The sequence below is a fragment of the Nocardia carnea NBRC 14403 genome (assembly GCF_000308515.1).
Classification (GTDB): Bacteria; Actinomycetota; Actinomycetes; order Mycobacteriales; family Mycobacteriaceae; genus Nocardia; species Nocardia carnea.
Genome location: NZ_BAFV01000022.1, coordinates 77376 through 97234 on the forward strand (window position 1 = coordinate 77376; position 19859 = coordinate 97234).

Genomic DNA, 19859 nt, shown 5'->3' on the forward strand with positions numbered 1-19859 from the left:
CCGGCCGCGCCGACCGTGGCGGCAACCGTTCGGCTATTCCTGGGCGTATCCTGCGTAGCAGTCCATCCGATAGCGATGAGCAGGGAGAATGCCCATGGGCGACAGCCCGGCAGCGGTACCCGGTAACTCGCGGCGCCCGCCGGCGACCGATCGGTTCCGGTTGTCCAGGCGTTCACTGCTGGGGCTGTTCGCGGTCACCGGACTGGCGGCCTGCGGCGGCGAGGACGACGACTCCGCGGTCGAGCCGTCGGGTACGCCCGCCGAGCGGCGTGAGGTGGCCACCGACGCCTATGTTTTCGGTTATCCGCTGGTGCTGATCGATACGATCCGCCGCCGGGCCCTGGAATACACGGCGGTCAACCGGTTCCAGCACACCTCCGCACTGCCCGCGTCGAGCCAGCGCACCGTGGTCCGGATCGACCTGGACAACCTGTACTCGGTGGCCTGGCTGGACCTGCGCGAGGAACCGGTGCTGTTCGAAGTACCGCAGATCGAGGACCGCTACTGGGTGATGCAAATCCTCGACGCCTGGTCCAACACCGCCTTCACCCCGACCAGCGTGCAACCCCATGCCGAACCCGGCGCCTCGGCACCGTTCGTCTACGCCGTCACCGGACCCGGCTGGTCGGGAACACTTCCGCCGGGCGCGGTCCAGTTACCTGTGCCCACCGCGGATGCCTGGCTGTACGGGCGGATAGAGGTGCGCGGCCCCGGCGATGTTGCCGCGGTCCGCGATATCCAGTCCCGACTGCGGCTCGCTCCGCTGAGCGCCTGGACCACACCCGCAGCCGCCGAAGCCGATTCGATTCCGGAAAACCAGGACTGGTCGGAATCGGCCGGGCTGGACAGCATCGACGAGATGCCGGTCCGCGATTTCTTCGACCGCATGTGTGAGCTCATGGAGAAGAATCCGCCCGCCGCCGAGGACGAACCCGCGATGGCGCGCTTCGCCACCATCGGGATCCGGCCCGGTGGTTCGCCCGAAGGCGTGAGCACGGGGGAACTGTCCGCCGGGGTCGACGCCGCCAAACGCAAGATCACCGCGTATGTGGACCCGGGCAGCATCCTCCGCAACGGCTGGGTGCTGGACCTCAACGTCGGCCGCTACGGCACCAACTACCTGCTGCGAGCGGCGACGGCCAGCAGGGGCGTCGGTGCGAACCTCGCTGCGGTGGTGGTGTATCCGGCGATGTTCGACCAGGCCGACGACGACGGCACTCCGATCGAGTTCAGCTTGCGGTTCGAGCCCGGCGAGGCACCGCCGGTGGCCGCATTCTGGTCGCTCACCGCCTACGGTAGCGACGGCTTCCTGGTGCCGAACGAGGCGGATCTGCACACGGTGGGCCATCCGGTCCCGCCGGTGTTCGCGCCCGACGGCTCCCTCGATTTCACCGTCCAGGCCGCCGATCCCGGCCCGGATGTGCCGCGATCGAACTGGTTGCCGATCCCGGAGCGTGGTCAATTCTCCCTGGTCATGCGGCTGTACGAACCGGATCGACGGGTGCTGGACGGCGAGTGGTTCCCGCCCCCGCTGGTGCCCTGACACACCGGTCGCGGGTTCAGCCGCCTAGAGCCTCGGCCAGGGCCGGATCGAGCACATCGGCGAGCGCGCGCCACGGCACGGTGATACTGATCAAACCCTTGTCCGGTGGGGCCACACTGTCTTCCTCGAAATGGATGGCCATGCCTTGATCGGTGGCCACCCAATGATGGAAGTTCTTGGTCCGCGGCTGGATTTCCCGGCGGTCGAAATCCGGGCCCGCCGCTGTCTCGGGCAGGCGTCGTTCCGCCTCGCCGGACAAGCGGGCCAGACCGGCATCCAGGTCCGGGAAGAGGTCACGCAGCGTGATCGGTTCGGCGGTGCCGGCATCGATCGTGATGGTGGCGAGCAGTTTCTTCGGTTCGCCGGACGGGGGATCGCTCTTGCGGACCGTCGTCAGCACAGCGCTCAGCACCCTGGGCCCGATATGCAGTGTGTTGGGCGGCCCGTTGGTCAGCTCGGACGAGACGGGGGCGTTGTCGATCTGATCCTGCAGCGCGGCGCGTACCGAATTGTTGAACCGATCCACCACGGCTGCCGTACCGCCACTCACCTGCGGTATCCGGACATTCCAGCTGACATCGCCGTTATCGCCCCGAACCTCGGCCGACGTCTCTGTGTAGCCGCCGGCGGGCACGGTGCCCGTGGCGGAGACCGGCGTGGACGTGCCGGGTGCGGAGGACACGGAAGTACCGGTGTCGCTGCCCGGCGCCGTGGGGTCCGCCGTGCCCGGTACCTCCGATCCGGTGTTATCGCCGGCGACCACCGCGGTGGTCGCCAACGCCGCGGCGAATAGTACGGCGACGGCGCCGACGAGAACGGGTCGCTTTCGTACCCGTCGTCGACCGGTGTTTGCGGACGCGGCCGTGACCGAGCCCGCGGAGGTGAGCGACCGTGTGGCCGTAGGCAGACCCGGTGGCAGCGGGTCGTGGCGTGATCGCGATGCAGGGCCACCGGAATGTTCTGGGCGCGCGCCCGTGTGCGCGGGTGGGCCGGCGGCGGAGCTCGGTGGGGGGCCGGGCTGCCCGAGGGGCATGCCGGCTGTGGAGGAACCGGGGTGCCCGGCCTGTCGCGTGGAGGAGTCGTGGTACGGAGGTCGCGGGCCGGGAGCGGAGACCCTGGTCTCGGTTGTCGTAACGGCCGGGGACGACGGGGTCGGCGGGACAACCGGTTCCGGGCTGCCCGTACCGGACCCCTCGGCCGGATGCGGTGAATCGAGTGCGCGCAACGCCTCTTCGCTGAATGCGCGACACGAGTCGTAGCGGTCCGCGGGGTTCTTCGCCAGGGCCCGGTACAGCACCGCGTCGATGGCCGGCGGCAGCCCGGGAGCGCGCCGGGAGGCGGCCGGCGGTGGAGTGTTCAGGTGGGCGTTGACGATCGCCGCGGTACTGCTCACAGGGAACGGCTTCTCGCCGGTGAGCAGGACGAAGAGCGTGCAGCCCAAGGCATACACATCGGCACGGTGATCGACCGGGGCGGCGGTGAACTGTTCGGGTGCCGCGTAGGACACGGTCGCGATCACATCGCCGGTCCGGGTCAGGTCCGTACCTTCGCGGGCGAGGCGGGCGATCCCGAAATCGGTGAGCAGGGCCCGTTCGCCGAACTCGCGGTCCGGGTCCGCGGTGACCAGGATATTCGCCGGTTTCACATCCCGGTGCAGCATCCCGTTGCGGTGGGCGTGATCCAGTCCGCGGGCGGCATCGTCGATGATATGCGCCGCCCGGCGCGGCCCGAGCTGCGGCGAACCGGCCAGCGCGGCGGCATCGATGCCCGGAACATATTCCATGGCGATCCAGGGTTGCCCGCCGGTGACACCGCGATCGTGGACGGTGACGATATTCGGATGCCGCAACCGGGCCGCGAGCTCGGCCTCCCGATCGAACCGGCCACGGAACCCGGCGTCGGCCAGATGGTCGGCCGGTAGCAGTTTCAGCACATCCTGCCGGGGCAGCCGGGGATGTTCGGCGAGATAGACGATGCCCATCCCGCCGGCGCCGATCCGGCGCACGATCCGGTAGCCGGCGAATCTCGCCCCGGGTTGCAGCATTGCCCGAGACTATCGCGGAACCTGTGGGCGCCGTGGGCCGGAGGAGTGCGGCGGGGCGGTCAGATATTCGCCCCCTTCTCGCGATTGCAGCCGCGGCACAGGATCTGGAGATTCGAGGCGCTGGTGGCGCCGCCGCGGCTGAGCGGGATGATGTGGTCGAATTCGAGGTAGTGGCTTTCGCCGCATTCCACACACTTTCCGCCGTCGCGCTGCCACACCTCGGCCTTGACCTCCTGCGGGATACTGCGAGAATCACGCTGTCCCGGTGCCAGTACGAGCCGTTTGGCGATGCGCAGCGCGCCTTCCAGCGCGGCGGCGAGGTACTCCGGATCGGCTACAACGAAACTCGCCCCGCCCCGGGCCGAGGTGGCCGCGACGACGACCGTATCGAGTTCGGCCGCTACCGAAACGATCCGCGACCACGGGATCTCCACACCGGTCCCGGGCCCGACGAACCGTAGCTTCTTGGTGCTCAGGATCAACCGGCCGTCGGTGTGTTTCGGCCCGCGGGCCAGTTCCCGGATATGGGTCGCGCCGATATCCAGGTAGACCAGTTCTTCGGCGTCCAGATGCAGGTCCGGGGTGCGGACGGACGGTAGATCGCCCTCACGCAGCCGGGACAGCGCCCGCCCGCGACCCATCCGGGCACGCAGATCGTCGATCAGCCGCCCCGCCAGCGACAGTTCGGTGATGGCATGTTCGACATCGTCGTATTCATCGGCCGAGATCTGGCCGTCGGCGAAGGCGAACGCGACCCGCCGTTCCACATACTGCAATGCCGCCGGTTCCAGTGCGGCCCGAGCAGCTGATTCGTCGATCCGTTGATAGCGCAGCGACGCCCACAGCGCCTCCCATTCCGCACCGCGCGGGCCCGCGGCCGCGAGTACCCGCGTGGCCCGGGTATGCCAGTGGATCAGGAACTCTTCGGTCTCCGCCGCGCACGCGGCACACGGGTGATGCCCGCCGAAGACCCGGCGGCGGCGCCGGGCGCCGCAGCGCGCGCAGTCGTGCGGATGGGGCCGGGCCGTCGGCCGGGTGTCGGCGGTCCACTGCTCGCCGTCCCACCAGCGCAGCACGGTCGGCTCGGTGGGGTCGCGGTACCAGTCGGCGCGACCCGAACCGGGCGGCGGCTCGACGGGGGTGGGTTCCGCCACGGTGAGCCGGCGCAGGGTGACGGTTCCCGGCGACCGGCGGGCGGACTGCGCGGTATCGAAGCGGTCCCACGGCGCGGTGGCCGCGGTACCGGAACCCGGCCGCTCGTCCAGCCGATAGTGCGCATTACCCGGATGAGCCTCGGCGACCGCGCGGGACCCGGCACCGGACGCCGGGCGCCGGCTACTCGGCGCTTCGCGTGCGGACTCCGCGGTCGCGCCGTGCCGGCCGGACGGTATGTGGTCGCCGTGGCGGCGCGGTGTGTCGTCCGGGGAGCTCTGTGTTCTGGTGAGTACGGCAGTGCTCGAATCCCCAGCCGGGTCGTTCGCAGGCTCGGTACCGGGCGTGCGGCCGTTGGCACTGCCTGCCGGTGCGGCCCCGGCCGCCGGGCCGGGCCGGGACGCGGGCGGTGTACTGCTCGGGTCCGGTACGGCGGGCTTGTCGACCTGGATACCGAATTCGGTCACCAGGCCCTCCATTCCCGTGGCCCAGCCCTGGCCGACCGCGCGGAACCGCCACCCTCCGTCGCGGCGGTAGAACTCCCCGAACATCATGGCCGTCACCGGTTCCGAATCGGTGACGGCGAATTCGGCGACAGGCCCGTCCACCGCATACACCGTGACGCGCAGATCCTCGATGCGGGTGAACTCGGTGTCCTCCAGCGACCCCGACACCACGATGCGGTCCACATCGGCTTCGGTACGCGGCAGCGACACACTGAGCCGCGCGGTCCCGGGTGCGGGATCCTGGTCGAGCGTGACCGCCTGGGACATATGCCGGGGCGCGTTGTAGAAGACCAGGTCCTTGTCGTCGCGGACCGCCCCGTCGCTGTCCAGTAGCAGGGCGTGCGCGTCCACCACATGTTCGGACCGCCAGGAAATCACCACGGCCAGAAGAGATGTCGGTATCGGCGTATTGGCGCCCTTGCTGAGTTCCATCGTCGTCGCACTATGCCATGTGCGCCCGACACGCCCGCAGGCGCGCAGGTCATGGCATTGTCCGGGGTGGATGCGGCAGAGTTGTCCCATGGCCGATCCGGGACAGCCGGGGAGCGGGAAGGCGGCGAACCGGCCGGGAGCGCGCCGGGTGCCCTCACCCGCCGATGTGCTGGCCGCGGCGCAGTCGGCGGTCGATGCGGCGCAGTCCGCGGCGGGGCAGGCCTTGGAGGCCGCGCAGCTCACCGCCGGTCAGGCGTTCGATACGGCGGTGCGGTTACCGCCGGCCTCGGCGCAACTGGCCGCCCAGCTACCCGATCTGCTGGACAACCTGTCCAGCGCCATAGACCGCCTCAATGCCACGGTCGACCGGCTCGACCGCACGCTGGCCCTCGCCGACCCCGCCTTCGCGGCCTACGACCGGTTGCTGCCCCGGCTGGAGGCGTTGATCGCGCTGGGCGAGGATCTGTTCGGCGCACTGTCACGGTTACCGGGGGTCGGTCGTATCGGCCGGATGGCCGGTCTCGGTGCGTCGCCGGAACCCGAGCCCGAACCCGAACCACCTCGGAAGCGGCCGCGGCGGAAGTCCTGATCGGCGGCCGGTACGTCGGTGGCAGTCGATACGTTCAGTGGCGGTCGAGGGCCCGGCCGTTGTAGGGGGTGTCGAACGTGGTGCGGTCGTGTACCGGCCGGACCAGCACATCGTCGTCTTCGAAGGTGATCTGGGCGTTGCGTTCGGCGCTGAGCAGGGTCAGCACCAGCCGGTCCGCGACCCGCTGCGCGGCCTCTCCGTCCGGATAGCGGCCCAGCACCCGGGCGCTCGGCCCGACGGTGCCGTTGCCCCGGTCGTAATCCCAGTTCCCGCTGCCGGTGGCCACCGCGAGCCGGGCGATGACTTCCGTCGCGCCCGGACCGTCGTTCGGTGCGCGCACCGTTTCGATACCGATTTCGATGATCTGGTCGGCCCGAAGCCAGTCCCCACCATGCGTTTTCACCCAGAGCTGTGCCATCGCTCCATTGTTGCGCTGTTCGTGCGATCGAGCCGGGTGTTCTTCCGGACCCGGCCGCACGGAACGGCTCAGATACCCGCCGGGATATCGCGCGACGGCCGGCGCCGCCCGGCTTCGACCGCGGATACGGCCCGGTACACGGCCCGGGCTTTGAGCAGCATTTCGTCGTATTCGTCGGCGGCCACGGAATCCAGTACGATCGCGCCGCCCGTACCGATCTGCCAGCGGCCGCTGTGGCGGACGGCGGTACGGATCACGATATTGAGATCGGCGGTCCCGCTCAGCCCCAGGAACCCGATGGTGCCCGAATAGACCCCGCGCGCACGGGTTTCCAGACCGTCGATGATCTCCATGGTGCGGATCTTCGGCGCGCCGGTCATCGAACCTCCGGGGAAACACGCGCGCAGGCAATCGATGACATCGGTATCGGTGCGCAGCTTCCCGCGCACGGTCGAAACGAGTTGGTGCAGAGTCGAATAGGTTTCGGTGACCAGTAGATCCCGCACCCTGACACTGCCGATCTCACAGACTCGGCCCAGATCGTTGCGCAGTAGATCGACGATCATCACGTTCTCCGCCCGGGTTTTCGGATCCTCGGTGAGGGCGCGGCGCAGCCTTTCGTCCACGGCCGGGTCGGGGTCGCGGCGGGCGGTGCCCTTGATCGGTTTCGTTTCGACCGTGCGGGTGCGGTCGACCTTCAGGAAACGTTCGGGGGAGGAGCAGGCGATTTCCAGATCGTCGAATCGCAGGTAGGCCGAATACGGTGCGGGATTGGCGCGGCGCAGGACCCGATAGGTGTCGAGGCCGCCGGCGGCGGCGGGCAGGGTGAGCTGGTCGGTGAGGGTGATCTCGTACGATTCCCCGGCTCGCAGCGCGGCTTGACAGGCCGCGATATCGCGCAGGTACTGTCCGTGGCCGCGGACGAGGAGAGCTTCGGCCGTGGATCCGACGGGATCGGAGCCCGCCGCGGAGTGGGCGGGGTCGGGGTCGAGGGGTTCGGGATTCGTCCAGGTGGGTAACTGCTGCAGCGCCGCGGCCGTACTTCCCAGCCAGCTCTCGGAATCTTGCCGCGCCGTTTCTCCGGGGCCCGTGAGTGCCACCAGATGAGTCCGGCCCGCGAGATGATCGACGACCACCAGCCGATCCGCGAAGATCCACTGGGCATCGGGAGTGGTCGCGCGGTGTGCGGCCGTACCGCCGCAATCGGCCTTCACCTCGTAGCCCAGGTAGCCGACGTAGCCCCCGGCGAAATCGAACGGCAGTTGTGCGGGCAGCGGTAGGAACCGGCGGCGCAGCATGTTGGCCAGGTAGTCCAGGACGGAGCCCGGTTGGCGCCGGACCCGGCCTCCGGGGCCGGTGACGGTGACGAACCCGCTGCCGACCCGGTACCGCACCACTTCGGCCAGTGGTCCGGTGGCGTCGCCGAGGAACGAGAACCGGTCCAGTCCCGGTTCCACATGTTCGCTGTCCAGCCAGAACGCGGTGGCCGAGGTGCCGTAGAGGTGCAGGAACGCCGCCTCGGTGTCGACGGCGCGTTCGAGCATCCGGTGCTGGACGGTCACGGGATCGGACATGGTGGTCCGAATCTACGCCGAGCGGGTGTCCCAAACTGTTGTCGGTTGCCTGCAGTTGTGCGGGCGAGGTGGGGCACAATGTCACGCATGTCTGTTGCGCAGCCGGTAGGCGTGGATCGGGAACACGTCGACTTCACCGTGGTCGGGAACTGGATGGATGAGCGCGGGCTCACCGGTGGAGAGTTCCGGGAGGTGAAGGCCCTGGGTGGGGGCACCCAGAACATCATGCTGCGGTTCACCCGCGGCGATCGCGACTATGTGCTCCGCCGCGGGCCGGCCCATCTGCGCCCCAAGAGCAACGAGGTCATCCGGCGGGAGGCGCGATTGCTGGGCGCGCTGTCCGGTACCGATGTGCGGGCGCCCCGGGTGATCGCCGCCGAACTGGACGAATCGGTTCTGGGCGCGGTGTTCTACCTGATGGAACCGATCGAGGGATACAACCCGCAGACCGAACTACCGGCCGAATTCGCCGGCGACCCTGCCGCCCGGCACGCCATGGGATTGTCCGCGGTGGAGGCCATCGCCCGCTTGGGCGCGCTCGACTACCAGGCGCTCGGGTTGTCCGATTACGGCAAACCGGAGGGCTTTCTGGAGCGGCAGGTCGGCCGGTGGATGCACGAACTCGACTCGTATTCGGCCAACGAGGGCTACCCGGGCCCGCAGATCCCGGGCCTGAACGAGGTAGCCGATTGGCTGGAGCGCAACCGTCCCGCCACCTGGACGCCCGGCATCCTGCACGGCGACTGCCATCTCGCCAACATCATGTTCTCCTATGAACGCCCCGAGGTGGCGGCGCTGGTGGACTGGGAGATGTCGACCATCGGCGATCCGCTGCTGGATCTCGGCTGGCAGATCGCCACCCGGCCGGAACCGGGCACTTCCGGCGCCGCGCTCATCGGCAAACTGGGGGAGGCCGGCGGGCTGCCGTCGAGTGCGGAGATGATCGCGCACTACGGGAAATTCTCCGATCGCGACCTGAGCGCGGTCACCTGGTACACCGTGCTGGCCTGTTTCAAGCTCGGCATCGTGCTGGAGGGGACCTACGCGCGGGCCTTCGCCGGTAAGGCGCCCAAGAAGGTGGGCGATTTCCTGCATGCGAACACTCTGGAGCTGTTCGCGCAGGCGCGCGGTCTCCTGGAGTAGGAACAAGTTTCACTCTTAGGTGCCGATGGCGGCTCCCGGTTGTGCTCGGGGGTCGCCGTCGTGTTTCCGGCCGCGGTGGCGTGCGGACGGCGGATCTTGCGGTATCGACGGTGGAAGCGGACGATTCGAGTGTATTCTCCGCCGCGTATGCCGCCTCGGCGGGGCAATGTGGTCGATCGACCAGTTGTCCGCGGAAATTCTTTGCCAACCCACTAGAACGTGTTCCAGTTCGTATCGTAGTGTGGAGGCTGTCACATGAAAGCCCGCGCATGCGAGAGGTCGGACACGAATGAAGACGAAGGGCGCGATCCTGTGGGGGATCGACGAGCCGTGGTCCGTCGAGGAAATCGAACTCGGCGACCCCCGTGGCGGCGAGGTGCAGATCCGGATGGAAACCGCCGGTATGTGCCATTCGGACCACCATATGGTCACCGGTGCCACCCCGATGCCGTCGTTCCCGGCGATGGGCGGCCACGAAGGCGCGGGCGTCATCACCAAACTGGGCCCCAACACGCCACCCGATCTCGCCGTCGGCGATCACGTGGTGCTGTCGTTCATCCCGGCCTGTGGCCGCTGTCCGGCCTGCGTATCCGGGAATATGGCCCTGTGCGATCTGGGTATGGGTCTGCTCTCCGGGCAGTCGGTCAGCGACGGTAGCTACCGCATCCAGGCCCGCGGCAAGGACGTCATCCCGATGTGCCTGCTCGGGACGTTCTCCCCGTACATGACGGTGCATCACACCTCGGTGGTCAAGATCGACCCCGAGATCCCGTTCGAGGTCGCCTGCCTCGTCGGCTGCGGTGTGCCCACGGGTTTCGGTTCCTCCACCCACGTCGCCAACGTCATGCCGGGGGAGACCGCGGCCATCGTCGGCGTCGGCGGTGTCGGGATGAGCGCGCTGCAGGGCGCGGTGCTCTCCGGGGCGCGGAAGGTCGTCGCCATCGACCCGAACCCGTGGAAACGGGAACAGGCCATCAAGTTCGGCGCCACCCACGCCTACGCGAGCATGGCCGAGGCCATCGCCCCGCTGATGGAGGTCACCGAGGGCCGGATGGCGGACAAGGTCATCCTCACCATGGGTGAGATGGAAGGCTCCTACATCGAAGAGGGCCTCATCCTCACCGCGAAGGCCGGCACCCTGGTGGTCACGTCCATGGGTCGGATGGATGCCTTCGACGTGAAGATGAACAACTTCCTGCTCTGCATGCTGCAGAAGACGGTCAAGGGCTGCATCTTCGGCGGCGGCAACGCCCGCCAGGATGTTCCGAAGCTGCTCTCGCTGTACAAGTCGGGCCAGCTGAACCTGGACGATATGGTCACCCGCAGCTACGCGCTGGAGGACATCAACCAGGGCTACAAGGACATGCTGGACGGCAAGAACATTCGCGGCATCATCAAGTACACCGACGCCGATCGCTGATCCCGCGCCGGCGTAACCGGCCGGATCTTTCACGGATATCGCGTTTTCCGGGGCTGCCGGGCCGGTCGAGTACCAGCCCGGTAGCCCCGGCTTCGGTTCGGGCGTCGTATGAGTGCGTCGTGTGCGAATGCGACCAGCTGTCTCGGCGCTCATCGGCTCGGCCGGGTCGACTCCGCGTTCGGCCGGCGGGCAAGTGGCCGCGAACGTCTCGCGGCGTGGCCTCGGGCGGCCGGCCGACGATCTCGGCGCGGGCTGCCCCGTACGGCCACGTTCGGTCGGGGCGCCGACTGTGGTGACCGAATGAGCCGGTTGGTATCGGCCCACGGGAGTCCTTGCGTGGTCGGGGCCTTTCCGGTATCGGAACCGGCCGCGTGCTGTGCAGGGGTGCTCGTTCCGACGAGGGCTCGGGTGAGTTCCACGTCGGCGGCACCGTCTCGTAACCTCGGGGATGTGCGCGCACTCGAGCAGATCAAGCAATGGCCGGTCCGGCATGCGGCGGCCGGTGTGGTCACGCGGGCCGGCCAGTGGTCGGCCGGTGACGCCGACCGGGTCTTCCGCCTTGCCTCGGTAACCAAACCGCTGGTGGCCTATGCGGCGCTGGTCGCGGTGGAAGAAGGTGCGATCGAACTCGACCAGCCCGCCGGCCCGCCCGGTTCGACCGTCCGCCATCTGCTCGCGCACACGTCCGGGGTCGCGTTCGACACCACCGATATCCTCGCCCGGCCCGGCGCCAAACGCATCTATTCGAGCGCCGGTTTCGAATTGCTGGCCGATTTCGTCGCCGAGCACACCGGTATCCCGTTCCCGCAGTACCTGCGCGAAGCCGTGTTCGAGCCGCTGGGGATGGCGGCCTCCGATTTGACGGGTTCGGCCGGGCACGGTGCACATTCCGCGCTCGCCGACCTCATGCGGTTCGCCGCCGAACTCCTCGAGCCGCGGCTGATTTCGGCGCAGACCCACGCCGACGCGACCACCGTCCAGTTTCCCGGCAGCAACGGGGTGCTGCCCGGGTTCGGTTCGCAGCGACCCAACGACTGGGGGCTGGGTTTCGAAATACGCGACGGCAAATCACCGCATTGGACCGGTACCGCGAACTCGCCACGGACATACGGTCATTTCGGGCAGTCGGGCACGTTCATCTGGGTCGATCCGCAGCTCGACCTCGCCTGTGTGGCGTTGAGCGACGAGAATTTCGGGGATTGGTCGCGTGAAGTATGGCCTCTGTTCAGTGATTCGGTGATCGGTGAGGCCACACTCGCCCGCAACACAGCTGCGCAGTAACACTTGTAACACCGGGCACTCGAGTACACTCGGGCAACGCCTTTTCGACGGACCGTTGGGGAAGACGAGCATCGTCGAAACCGGAGGTGTACGTGGTGCGCGCATCGACCCGATACGCGGAGGCAACGGCGGGTGTGGTCTACATCCACTCGTCGCCCACCGCGCTGTGCCCGCATATCGAATGGGCGCTCGCGGCCGCACTCGGTAGCCCCGCGGGACTGCGCTGGACCGCGCAGCCGGCGGCGCCGGGGCAACTCCGCGCCACCACCGAATGGGTCGGACCGGCCGGTACCGCGGCTCGGATCGCGCAATCCCTGCGCTCGTGGCCGGTGTTGCGTTTCGAGGTCACCGAGGATCCCAGCGAGGGAGTCGACGGCGAACGCTACAGCTTCGTCCCGAACCTGGGTCTGTGGCACGGGGCGACAAGCGCCAACGGGGATGTGATGGTGAGCGAGATGCGATTGCGGGTCATGCTGCAGGCCGCCCGCGAGCTCGGCCGGTATTCGGCCTACGACCTCTCCGCCGAGATAGACCGCGCGCTCGGCACCGCGTGGGACGAAGACCTCGAGGTCTACCGCACCGGTAGTGAAGGCGCCGAGATCACCTGGTTGCGTCGCGACGTGGGCTGATCGGCGCGCTCACAAGCGTTCGCCGCGCACCCAGCCACTGGCGGCGAGCACGCGTGCCAGTTCGCGCCAGCGGCGCTGTCGGTGGCGGAATATCAGCTCGGCGAAGAACCGGACGCCGATACCGCGCCAGCCGTCCTCGACCTCGATTTCGTCGGTGTAGCGGCAGCTGGTCGCGTCGAGCGGGGTGAAGGTGAGGCGATGATTCCAGACGCGGACCGGCCCGCCGCTCTCGTTGGTGTAGATCTCGGTGGGGCCGAGGTGTATCAGCGTCAGCCGGTGGGTCCAGCTCGGTAGTACGCCGAACCACCACAGTCGCGCCGAGCCCGAGACGCCCGGCGCGATCGGGTCCGGGAAATCGAGATCCGGGGTACGGAGCAGGGGTGCGACAACGTATTCGAACAGTTCCGGACGCTGCGCCAGCAGGCAGGCGTCACGTGCGGGGATGGGCAGTTCGGTCGAGAGCCGGACCATGCTCATCTACTCATCATCGCGAAAGCCGGCGGCCCGGGCAATGCCCGGCCGGATCAGGGCCGCAGTTATGGACAATGCGTTACAAAATGGGTTAGGGTGCGGGTATGGCACGACCACGGAGCTTCGACCGCGAACAGGTCATCGAGGCCGCTACGCGTCAGTTCCGGCAATCCGGCCTGCATGCCACCAGCGCGGAAGACCTCTGTCGCGCAACAGGTCTCGGGCGCAGCAGTCTGTACAACGCGTTCGGCAGCAAGGATGAACTGTTCGTGCAATGTCTCGACGCTTATCTGGACCGGACGCTGGCGCGTGCCGAGGAAGTCATCGGCGATACCGGGCAGGGGACGGTCGACCGGATCGAGACGCTGCTCCGCAGGGTTGCGGCCGAAGAGGTCGAACGTGCCGGTTCGGGTGCGCCGCGGGGCTGCCTGGCGGTGAATACGGTGACCGAGCTCGCCGACGATCCGGCCTACGAGGCCTGTGTCGACCGTATCGGCCGCGACACCACAGCCCGTCTGGAGTTGCTCACTGCCGTGTTGCGGGCAGGTCAGGCGGCGGGGGAGGTGACGGCGAGTATTTCCGCCGAGGGGCTCGCCGCCTTCGTGAACTCGGCGGTCGCGGGGTTGCGGGTGGCTTCGCAGGGCAGGGTAGCGGCGGCGTGGTCGGACGAGATCATCGTGGCGACGCTGCGGAGCCTGCGGCCGCAGCAGTTGGACGGCTGAGCTGATATGGGTGGCCAGGTCCGGTTGCGTCTGCTCGTTTTGGTCAAACTGTTACAGAATTTTGGCTCGCGAAGCCGTTGTAGTTGTGACGTGCCGACCGTGGGGGTAATGGTCATGGCGCGGGCTCCGCCTGTGTTGTCCAGGCGGTCGGTGTCCCGGCATCTCGGCGGTCTTGCGGCCGGTTCTCCACCTTGTGTGCTCTGTAATCGAGGGGCGGCACCGGGATCGGCGGTGTGGCCTCGCCGCAGCGAGATCTTCATGCCCTCGATTGTTCCAGTTTTAGAACGTTCATTACATAATTAGCCAGGAGAGTTCTGTTGACACCGACCCCGTCCGGCAGCCGCGCACCCGCGATACCCGCCGCTGTGTACGTCCTCGCCGCAGGCGTATTCGCCATGGTCACGAGCGAATTCGCCGTAGCCGGCCTCATGCCGCAGCTGGCCGAGAGCCTGGACACCGATATTGCACAGATCGGTTATCTGGTCACGATATTCGCCCTCGCCATGGCCTTCGGCGGACCACTGCTCATCCTGGGCCTTCTGCGTCTACCGCCGAAGACCGCGATCATGGTGGTCTTCGCGATCTTCTTCGCCGGTAACCTGCTCGCCGCACTGGCTTCCTCGTACTCCGTGATGGTGGTCGCCCGGATCGTGACCGGTATTGCCGCGCAAGCATTCTTCGGCCTGGCGGTCTCGCTGTGCATGCGTATCGTCGACGCGAGCGTCCGCGGCCGCGCGGTGAGTGTCGCCATGAGCGGCCTGATGCTGGGCACCCTCCTCGGCCTGCCGCTGGCCACCTTCATCGGCGGCCGGCTCGGCTGGCAGGCCGCTTTCTGGGCAGTCGGCGTCCTCACCGTAGTGGCGGCCGCGCTCACTCTGGCACTGGTCCGCAACCCGGGTAATCCGGAAGAGTCCAGGTCCGAAACCGAAACATTCACCGAGCAACTGCGGTCCTTCCGCAGCCCGCGCCTTCTCCTGGCGCTGGTCACCAGCACCCTGATCATCGGCGCGACCTTCTCCGTCTTCAGCTTCCTCGCCCCGATCCTCACCCAGGTCAGCGGCTTCACCGAAGGCTCGGTACCGCTGCTCCTGCTCGCCTATGGCGCCGCAACTCTCGTGGGCAATTACGTCGTCGGCAGGCTCGCCGACCGCCACACCGTGCCCACACTTCTCGCCGGCACGCTGCTCAATACCGTTTTCCTTCTCGGTTTCGCTCTCGGCACCGGCTCCCAGCCGCTGGCGATCCTGTTCATGCTCGGTATCGGTCTCGTCGGCGTGACGATGAACCCCGCGATGGCCGTCCGCGTCCAACGCGCCGGCGGCACCGGCGTCCTCGTGAACACCGTCCACACCTCGTTCATCACCTTCGGCGTAGTCCTCGGTTCCGCACTCGGCTCCCGCCTCCTCGCGGACTACGGCTTGCGCGCCCCGATCGTCCTCGGCGTGGTCCTCGCCGTACTGGCGATTGCCGCGATAGTCCCGGCACTGCGAGATCGGCGATTGCGCAGCGGTATTGCGGCCGGCCCCGGGAGGAACCTTCGAGACGAACAGCCCGCGTATATCGGCTGAGCCGAATCGGCCGTGCCGATCTCGCGCCATCGGCTCGGGATTCCGCGAGTGGAACCGGGCCGGCCGGTGTTCCGTGCTGAGCGAATCCGACGTGTAACAGGCTCTCCATCACCGACCGGCAGAATTCCCTGGCCGAGACGCTCGGGAACTACTCGATTCCGCATACGTGCGGCCTACGCCGCGGACGAGCGCACTGGGCACGCCCGCATGTGCCCGCGAGTTTCCGGGATATCCCGGCGCGGTGGGTGTCAGGCGAAGATCTCTGCAGCGGGCGGACGGCATGCGCCCACGGGGTGACGTGTCGCCGATATCACATATAGGGGCTGGGAATGTATCCGCTGTTCATCGGACTGTGTCATCAACGCGGACGGTCGGTCGTGGGGTACAACACATACTCGCCGTTCGGTTATGAATGCGTTCGGTCTAGACTGCTCGGCACGAGCCGGTGAGATTTCCCGGAACTCGCATTCGGTACGAGCGGTGGTGGGCAACGCGGCCGGGACCAAAGGTGAGTCGATGAACAACGTCAAGACGTTGCGGGCCTGGTGGAACGACCCGGTCGACTACCGCTGGCTGGTGGCCACCCTGAAGGCCCGGTCGGCTCTGCTGCCGCTGAAGATCCTGATCGGTGTCGCGGGCGCGCTGATCGCCGTGATGGGCGCCGTGGTCGCGGGAACGCCGGTGGGGCCGCCCGGCGATCCCGGGGTCTTGGCGACGTTCGGGGTGCTGTCCGGGATCTTGTGGGCGTTGCGCTGGTGGCTGCTGCCCTGGCCGGGTAAGAACGAGTCCCTGGCTCTGATGGCCTTCGCCGACGTGCTGTTCATCGTGGTGTTCCTCCAGGTGCCGGACCGGCTGTTCGGGGCGATGGGCACGGTGCTGCTCGTGGTCAGCGGCAGCTATCTGGGCGGTTTCCACAGTGCGCGCGTCCTCGCGGCCCATTCGGTGTGGGCATTCCTTGCGGTGATCGTGTTCTCGGTACGCATAGTCACCGGTGGCGGGGATATCCGCCTGGCCATCGCGGTCGCGCTGCTGCTGTTCGTCTCGGTGGTCAGTGCGGTCCCCGCATTGCAGATTCTCTACTGGCTGCTGCGCAACGAATCGCTGTCGGATCCGCTCACCGAACTGCTCAACCGCCGCGGCCTGGAGATCCGGCTACCGCGGCTCGTGGAGCGGTATCCCGCGATCTGCGTGATGACCTTCGACCTCGACCGGTTCAAGAACATCAACGACACCTGGGGTCACCGGGTCGGCGATACTGTCCTGGTGCGGACCGCCGGGCGGCTGAGAGACGCCGCGGGGGAGCATGCGGTAGTGGCACGCACGGGCGGGGAGGAGTTCGTGGTCGCCGCCCCCATCCCCGCCGCCGACGCCCACGCCGAAGCCGAACGCCTGCGCCTCGCGGTCGCCGAACCGCCGGCGACCGCGGTGGAGGTCACCGCGAGCGTGGGTGTCGCGAACTTCGATGCGACGGTGTGCCCGCAATGCCCGCGCCCCACCCCCGATCGTCTGCTGCATTCTGCCGACGCCGCCATGTACCGGGCCAAACAGTCCGGCGGGAATCTGGTGGTGGTCGATGAACTCACCCCGCCGCGGGACCATATGCACCCTGTTCCGGGATAGCGCATGGGGCGGATCCGCCGCTGCGCTGCCTCTCGCATCACCCGAGATCGGGCATATTCCGCAGCTGCCTGCGTGACGTGATGTCGAGTTTGCGGAAAATACTTCGCAGGTGGGCGTCTACGGTGCGCTTGCTGAGGTACAGGCGCGTGGCCACCTCCTTCGACGTCGCTCCCGCCGCCACCTCGCGCGCGATATGTATCTCCTGCATGGTCAGATGGTCGTAGGTGTGCCCGGAGCGGCGGCGGACCACTTCTCCGGTCGCGCTCAGCTCGTCCGCGGCACGCTGAGCGAATGCCTCCAGTCCTATGTCCGACAGCTGTTCGTGCGCGATACGCAGCTGTTCGCGTGCGTCGCGACGCCGGTTTGCCCGGCGTAACCACTCCCCGTACCGCAGGTGGGCCCGCGCGAGGTGCGTTACCAGCGGGCTACCCGTGAGATGCCCGAGTGCCTCCAGGTGATCGTCTTCCACATCGCTGACCAGTGCCCGCGCCCCTGCCGCTACGCCCAGGGCGAAGCTGGTTCCCGCGGGTTGCGTGCGTTCGAGCAGGGATTCCAGCGCCGACCGCGCGACGGCGTCCGCACCGCACCGGACCGCGGCCTCCACCAGCTCGGGCAGCGCTATGCCGGTGAGGAACAGATCGCCGCCCGCCACGGCACGCCCGGCCGCGTCCAGTGCGTTCGGGTAGTCGGCCGAGCCGTTGTACAGGACGGCCTGTGCGAAGTGGGCGTTCGCGGTCAGCTGGCCGTTGCCACGGTTCATCACCTCGGCGAACAGGTCGTGCACCTCCCGGCGGCGGCCGCGCATCGCCGCCAGATGCACTCTCGGGTACAGCTGCGGCAGATCGCCCACGGCGTCGGCGATCGCTTCCTCTTCGGCGATAGCGGCCATCGCCTGCCCGAAGTCGCCGGCCAGTACCGCCGACAATGCCGCTTGGGAGAGGCCGAGCCGGATCGTCATCGGCGACCCCGTATCCCGCCCGGACCGCCTGAGCCACTCGGTGACCGTCGCGTGCAACTCGGTATCCCACAGTTCACCCGCCAGTACAGTCGCCAACGCCGGCACCCGGGTCCAGCCGGCATCGTCGCCGGTGAGTACCCGGCGCAACGCCGGCACTCCGGCGCGGTGTCCGTCGGTGTTCAACAGCACCAGTGCGTCCAGGAGATCGGGCGGTCGTACTGCCGGCGGTGCCGAGCGCGCCGCGTCGAGCACCCGGTCCATTACTCCCGCGGCCCGCCCCACGACGAGCCCCATTTCCAGTGCCGCGACGAAGCACTCTCGTGACCGTTCGGGATCGATGGCCGCGAGCCGCTGCCCGGCCCGCAGGATGAGTTCCGGCCCCTCGGCGACCCCTTCCGCGCCGTGGACGAACGCGATCCGGCCACGCAGCAGGTCGACAGACGCGTGCTGGAGATCGTCCAGCCGCTCGGTATCGATACTGGCCAGCAGGTCGGCCGCTGCACTCGCCCGGCCGGCTTCGAACATCGCCCGCGCGGCCGCGAGCGTGCGTTCGGTCTGCTTGCCGGGGTCGAATGACAGCGCCGCCGCGCGTTCGAGAAACGCGGCGGCCGCCGCCACACCGCCTCGTGCCTGCGCCCGCGACGCCGACGACTCCAGCTGCGCCGCGGTTCGCTCGTCCGGCGCGGTGGTGGCCTGGGCACGATGCCAGGCCTGCCGGTCGGGAGCCGTGTCCGGATCGGTGGCCTCGGCGAGTGCCCGGTGCGCCGCACCGCGCTGGTCCGGTTCGGCAGCACGGTAGGCGGCCGAGCGCGCCAACGGGTGGCAGAAACGTGCACGCGTATCGAACGCCATCAGCCCCGACGCCGTGACGGCGGCACTGGCGGTGGGCACATCGATGTCCAGCTGCCGCGCGGCTGCCCACAGCAGACCCGGGGCACCGGTGGGGTCCGCGCTCGCGAGGATCAGCAGCAGCCGTGCTTGCCGAGGTAGTTCCGCCATCCTGGCCTGGAAACTGCGCTCGATCCGGCCGGCGACCGGCGACGGCGCGGGCAGTGCGAAACCACCCGCTTTCGGCAGCTCGATCAAGGCCAGCGGGTTTCCGCGCGCCTCGGCGAGAAGGCGATCCCGTACCCGCTCATCGAGGGTCACGGTTTTCTCCGCTGCCAGTAGTTCGCGCGCATGAGCGTCGCTCAGGCCGTCGACCGGCAATACCGGCAGCTCCGCCAATCCACCGGTGAGATCCTCATCGCGCGCCGCGAACACCATCGCGATCGGCTCCGCCGCGATCCGCCTCGCCAGGAACGTGAAGGCGCTCGCCGAGGCGGCGTCCAACCAGTGTGCGTCGTCGATAACGCACAGTATGGGACCCTCTGCCGCGGCGGCGGCCAGCAGTTCGAGGGTCGCAAGACCCACCCGGAACGGGTCCGCGGGCCCGTCGGCCAACCCGAACGCAACCTGCAGGGAGTTCCGGTAGGGCGCCGACAGCGTGTCGAGATACGCGAGCACCGGAACGCACAGCTGGTGCAATGCTGCGAACGGCATCTCGTCCTCGAACTCCGATCCGGACGCACGAATGATCCGGAACCGCTGCTGCGCCCCATGTTCGACGTGGTGTAGCAGCGAGCTCTTGCCGATACCCGCCTCGCCGCGTAGGACGAGGACACCGCCCTCGCCCTGTTCTGCTCGGTGGACGAGAGAAAGGAGGACTTCGCTTTCGCTGTCCCGGCCGACGAGCGAGCGGTAGGGCGCCGCGGTGTTCCGAACCATAGGGCCGATGCTGTCACCTACG

At 68.2% G+C, this 19859-nt stretch carries 15 protein-coding genes; 9 read left to right on the forward strand and 6 right to left on the reverse strand.

Annotated features, from left to right (window positions below):
• The first annotated feature begins 94 nt into the window (after positions 1–94).
• Positions 95–1543 (forward strand): DUF1254 domain-containing protein, encoded by a 1449-nt coding sequence (locus ON22_RS07910; RefSeq protein ID WP_081595409.1) that lies wholly within the window; start codon positions 95–97, stop codon positions 1541–1543.
• 16 nt (positions 1544–1559) lie between these two features.
• Here the strand turns inward: ON22_RS07910 and ON22_RS34475 are convergent, their stop codons facing one another.
• Positions 1560–3587 (reverse strand): protein kinase domain-containing protein, encoded by a 2028-nt coding sequence (locus ON22_RS34475; RefSeq protein ID WP_051157292.1) that lies wholly within the window; start codon positions 3585–3587, stop codon positions 1560–1562.
• A gap of 59 nt (positions 3588–3646) precedes the next feature.
• Positions 3647–5677: a TerD family protein gene (locus ON22_RS07920; RefSeq protein WP_033244915.1), complete on the reverse strand. Its 2031-nt coding sequence runs from the start codon at positions 5675–5677 to the stop codon at positions 3647–3649.
• 88 nt (positions 5678–5765) lie between these two features.
• On the opposite strand from ON22_RS07920, the gene ON22_RS07925 reads away from it, so the two are divergent.
• Positions 5766–6266: a hypothetical protein gene (locus ON22_RS07925; RefSeq protein ID WP_051157293.1), complete on the forward strand. Its 501-nt coding sequence runs from the start codon at positions 5766–5768 to the stop codon at positions 6264–6266.
• Between the two features lie 34 nt (positions 6267–6300).
• Here the strand turns inward: ON22_RS07925 and ON22_RS07930 are convergent, their stop codons facing one another.
• A complete protein-coding gene (locus tag ON22_RS07930; RefSeq protein ID WP_033244916.1) occupies positions 6301–6684 on the reverse strand; it encodes a hypothetical protein in 384 nt (127 codons plus the stop codon).
• Positions 6685–6752: 68 nt separating this feature from the next.
• Complete coding sequence (gene pabB / locus ON22_RS07935; protein ID WP_081595410.1) at positions 6753–8258, reverse strand: aminodeoxychorismate synthase component I; 1506 nt, start codon at positions 8256–8258, stop codon at positions 6753–6755.
• 78 nt (positions 8259–8336) lie between these two features.
• Between pabB and ON22_RS07940 the strand changes: the two genes are divergently transcribed.
• From ON22_RS07940 to ON22_RS07955, 4 genes are all read left to right on the forward strand, one after another.
• Positions 8337–9401, forward strand: coding sequence for a phosphotransferase family protein (locus tag ON22_RS07940; RefSeq protein WP_033244917.1), 1065 nt, complete (start codon positions 8337–8339; stop codon positions 9399–9401).
• A 289-nt stretch (positions 9402–9690) separates the two neighbouring features.
• Positions 9691–10821: an NDMA-dependent alcohol dehydrogenase gene (locus ON22_RS07945; RefSeq protein ID WP_033244918.1), complete on the forward strand. Its 1131-nt coding sequence runs from the start codon at positions 9691–9693 to the stop codon at positions 10819–10821.
• Between the two features lie 450 nt (positions 10822–11271).
• Entirely contained in the window at positions 11272–12102 is an 831-nt protein-coding gene (locus tag ON22_RS07950; protein ID WP_033244919.1) for a serine hydrolase domain-containing protein, read from the forward strand.
• 95 nt (positions 12103–12197) lie between these two features.
• Positions 12198–12731, forward strand: coding sequence for a DUF3145 domain-containing protein (locus ON22_RS07955; protein WP_033245352.1), 534 nt, complete (start codon positions 12198–12200; stop codon positions 12729–12731).
• 9 nt (positions 12732–12740) lie between these two features.
• Here the strand turns inward: ON22_RS07955 and ON22_RS07960 are convergent, their stop codons facing one another.
• On the reverse strand, positions 12741–13208 hold the full coding sequence (locus ON22_RS07960) for an Rv1443c family protein (protein WP_033244920.1): 468 nt from the start codon (positions 13206–13208) through the stop codon (positions 12741–12743).
• 98 nt (positions 13209–13306) lie between these two features.
• Here ON22_RS07960 and ON22_RS07965 point away from each other — a divergent pair, with 98 nt between their 5' ends.
• The 3 genes from ON22_RS07965 (at position 13307) to ON22_RS34480 (ending at position 17112) form a co-directional block, all read left to right on the forward strand.
• Entirely contained in the window at positions 13307–13924 is a 618-nt protein-coding gene (locus ON22_RS07965) for a TetR/AcrR family transcriptional regulator (protein WP_033244921.1), read from the forward strand.
• 317 nt (positions 13925–14241) lie between these two features.
• Entirely contained in the window at positions 14242–15492 is a 1251-nt protein-coding gene (locus ON22_RS07970) for an MFS transporter (protein ID WP_197039679.1), read from the forward strand.
• A 516-nt stretch (positions 15493–16008) separates the two neighbouring features.
• A complete protein-coding gene (locus tag ON22_RS34480) occupies positions 16009–17112 on the forward strand; it encodes a GGDEF domain-containing protein (RefSeq protein ID WP_157170404.1) in 1104 nt (367 codons plus the stop codon).
• A gap of 37 nt (positions 17113–17149) precedes the next feature.
• On the opposite strand, the gene ON22_RS07980 is transcribed toward ON22_RS34480, so the two are convergent.
• On the reverse strand, positions 17150–19837 hold the full coding sequence (locus ON22_RS07980; RefSeq protein ID WP_033244922.1) for an AAA family ATPase: 2688 nt from the start codon (positions 19835–19837) through the stop codon (positions 17150–17152).
• Between the last annotated feature and the right edge of the window lie 22 nt (positions 19838–19859).